Raw genomic sequence first — 3894 nt, forward strand, 5'->3', positions numbered from 1 at the left:
ATAAATTTTATAGTTATGAAAATAAATGATAAGATTAAAGAAAGATATCCAGATTCAACTTATAAATTAAAACAATCAATTGGAATTGATACAAGTAAGCTTTTTGTCGCAAGAACTGGAGTAAGAAAATATAATGATTTAGTTTGGGTTGGTAGAGCGGCAAACTATGCCGCTAAGCTCTGTGGTTTGACTTCTAACGTGTACTCAGTTTCCATTACAAATGATGTTTTCAAAATGTTGAGTGAAGATAAAAAATTTGGTGGTACTCCCCGTCGCTCTATGTGGACAAATGAAATATGGCTTGATAAAGGGATAAATATCTTTAGATCAAGTTGGCATTGGACTTTTTGATGTCATGACAGCTGTCACTATGGCATATTTTGAATTCGATTATAATTATAACCTGCTAATAATCAATAACTAACCTTCTGGCACACCCATTGCTCTATCCTTCTCTGAATTCTCATGTAAAAACTCTGTTCAGAAAGGACAAGAAAAATGTCAAAAATCATCGGAATCGATCTCGGAACGACGAATTCATGCGTAGCAGTCATGGAAGCCGGCGAACCGGTTGTGATCGCCAATGCGGAAGGGCAGCGCACAACCCCGTCGGTCGTCGCCTTTGCCAAGAATGGTGAGCGGCTGGTTGGCGCAGCGGCAAAACGGCAAGCAGTCACCAATCCCCAACATACCGTTTTCTCGATTAAACGCTTCATGGGGCGCAAATTCCACGAAGTGACCCACGAAATGAAGATGGTCCCGTACACGGTCATCGAAGGTTCGGGCGGCGTCGCACGCGTCAAGATTACCGATAAGGAGTACTCCCCGCCGGAAATCAGCGCGATGGTCTTGCAGAAGATGAAGCAGACTGCCGAAGCGTACCTCGGCGAGAAGGTGACCCGTGCGGTTATCACTGTGCCGGCGTACTTCAACGATGCGCAACGCCAAGCGACCAAGGATGCCGGGGAAATCGCCGGACTGACGGTCGAGCGGATCATCAACGAACCGACCGCGGCAGCGCTTGCCTATGGTCTCGATAAGAAGAAAGACGAAAAGGTCGCAGTCTATGACTTAGGTGGCGGTACGTTCGATATCTCGATTCTCGAAATTGGCGACGGCGTCTTTGAAGTGAAATCGACCAATGGCGACACCCACTTGGGCGGTGACGACTTCGACCAGCGGCTCATCGACTTTATTGCCGACGAATTCAAGAAAACGGAAGGGATCGACCTCCGGAAAGACCCGATGGCGTTGCAACGCTTGAAGGAAGCGGCGGAAAAGGCGAAGTGCGAGCTGTCCAGCACCGCGCAGACCGAAGTGAATTTACCATTTATCACGGCGACTGCCGACGGTCCGAAGCATTTGACCCAAACTTTGACCCGAGCGAAATTCGAAGCGTTGGTTGCCGACTTGGTGGAACGTTCGATTGAACCGTGCCGCAAAGCGATGGCAGATGCCAAAATGTCACCCTCTGACATCGACGAAGTCATTCTCGTAGGCGGCTCTACCCGAATCCCGGCTGTCCAAGAGGCAGTCAAGAAGTATTTCCAGAAAGAGCCTCATCGCGGGGTGAATCCCGATGAAGTGGTTGCCATTGGTGCGGCGATTCAAGGTGGTGTGCTCGGCGGTCAAGTCAAAGACGTCCTCCTATTAGATGTGACGCCATTGTCACTCGGCATCGAGACCCTGGGTGGCGTCATGACCCGGCTCATCGAATCGAATACCACGATTCCGGTACGCAAGCAGGAAGTCTTCTCGACGGCGTCCGATAGCCAGTCGCAAGTCGAAATCCATGTCTTGCAAGGCGAGCGGCCGATGGCGCTCGATAATAAGACCATTGGACGGTTTATCCTCGATGGATTGCCACCGGCGCCGCGCGGCATTCCGCAGATCGAAGTGACCTTCGATATCGACGCGAATGGTATTCTCCATGTCACAGCGAAGGATAAGGCGACCGGGAAGGAACAATCGATCAAGATTCAGGCGAGTTCCGGCCTCTCGAAAGAGGAAGTCGACCGGATGAAGACCGATGCGAAGGCGAATGAAGAGACTGATCGCAAGAAACGCGAATCGATTGAATTGCGGAATCGCGCGGACGGGCTCGTATTCAGCACCGAACGGCAGATTACCGAACTTGCCGATAAATTACCAGCGGAAGAGAAAGAGAAACTGACCGCGGCGAAGGATAAGCTCAAGGGCTTACTGGAGAAGCAACCGCTCGATGCCGACGAAACGCAAAAGGCGATGGATGAGTTGAATGCAGTGTGGAATGCCGCATCGCAGAAGCTCTATGCCCAAGCTGGCGCGCAACCCGGACAAGGCGGTCCCGGAGGTCCCGGTTTCGATCCTAACTCGCCTGGTGGTTTCGGTGGCGGTCAACCTGGCGGCGGCTTTGGTGGCGAGCCAGGCGGCAATCAAGGGAGCGGCAATGGCAACGATGGCAAGTCCGACAAGAAGAAGGACGACGGCAAAATCGAGAATGCCGACTACGAAGTGATTAATTAATCATCTCTTGTAAACAACAGAAAGCGGGGTCGAAAGACCCCGCAATCATGTGAGATAAGATGTTTATTGCATATATAGATGAATCGGGGTTTTCATCTCAGGTTGACACAAAACAACCTTTTTATGTTTTGAGTGCTGTTATCATCTCATCAAAATACTTAAAAGCTATGAATAACAAGCTGAGAGAAGAAGTCTCAAAGTTTGAGATAGAGATGAACTTTTCTGCTAAGTCACTCGGATTGGGATCTGAGATAAAAGCAAAAAATTGTATTAGTATGTTGAAAAGGGAAAGAAAAGCTCTTGCTTCAGAATTCGCTCAATGTATATTAAATGCACCTAATCTATATTCTGGTGCAGTGATCAATATCATCATCGATAAATCTGAATACAACAAACGTGGTGTTCTAAATAAAAAGAAGGTGGAGTTTAAGGCGATTGAACTATTATTTGAAAGGTTATCTAAGTATACAAGTTATCATTCAACAGATGACAATGACAACCAGTGTATTTGCATTCATGACGAGAATAAAATTTTAAGTGATGAGATGCAAAGTGAGGCATCACAACTAAGAAAAATTGGGAATTTCGTTACATATTGGAATGAAATTAAAGGATCTAGCACAACAACACACAATTCACTAAATAATATTGCTGATTTTGCTTATAGTGACAGTAAGAATTCTTTAGGTATCATTATTGCTGACTTTTTTGCATCTTTTTTATATCAGATCATAACAAAAAATATGGAAATTACAGATGGAATAATAAGATCTCTTTATAATTCATGTGATAAAAGTAGAAGAAATGGAGTAATCAACGGCTTTGGTATAAAGATATATCCAGAATCAAGTCAACTGTTGTTACCTTTCGAACTAAGAAAGAATCGTCATTTTCAACTAAGCTAAATTTCGATTACAAAATCATATCTACCATTAGACAGATCTCTGAAATGCGCGATTCATTTGACAACTACCCGAAAAACAGCGATAAACCATCCCCACAATAACGGTCGCCCTCCTACCCGACACACAAACAGGCGGACATGGAAGTTCGCTCCTACCCACAACGGATTTAGAGGTCGTTCGCGAACGACCCGTTATATTTTCGGGCGGTTCCCGAACCGCCCCTACCCCTCTGTTTATTGGAGGTTGGGCACTCTTGCCCGACTTTTTCTTTTTGGGGCGTATTGCAATACGCCCCTACTCGTTGGTGGTTACGGGCTTCCAAGCCCGTTATTCTTTTCTGGGATTGCTTCGGCGCAAAGCGCTCTCGCAATGACAAAACGGGCGGACGTGGGAGTCCGCCCCTACCCAACGCCCGTACGTTGGACATTCTGTCCAACGGGCTTATCGTTGGTGATTTCGGGTACCAGAAGAGCTTGTTTTTCCT

3 protein-coding genes are annotated in these 3894 nt (G+C 46.8%); all 3 read left to right on the forward strand.

Annotated features, from left to right (window positions below):
• Nucleotides 1-351 (forward strand): adenylate/guanylate cyclase domain-containing protein (locus tag OEM52_14345; GenBank protein MDK9701315.1); only part of this gene is annotated, 351 nt, incomplete at its 5' end.
• A gap of 147 nt (nt 352-498) precedes the next feature.
• Entirely contained in the window at nt 499-2505 is a 2007-nt protein-coding gene (gene dnaK / locus OEM52_14350) for a molecular chaperone DnaK (GenBank protein ID MDK9701316.1), read from the forward strand.
• Nucleotides 2506-2564: 59 nt separating this feature from the next.
• Nucleotides 2565-3410, forward strand: coding sequence for a DUF3800 domain-containing protein (locus OEM52_14355; protein MDK9701317.1), 846 nt, complete (start codon nt 2565-2567; stop codon nt 3408-3410).
• Nucleotides 3411-3894: the final 484 nt, after the last annotated feature.

It is taken from the genome of bacterium, from assembly GCA_030247525.1.
Taxonomy (GTDB): Bacteria; Electryoneota; JAOADG01; order JAOADG01; family JAOADG01; genus JAOTSC01.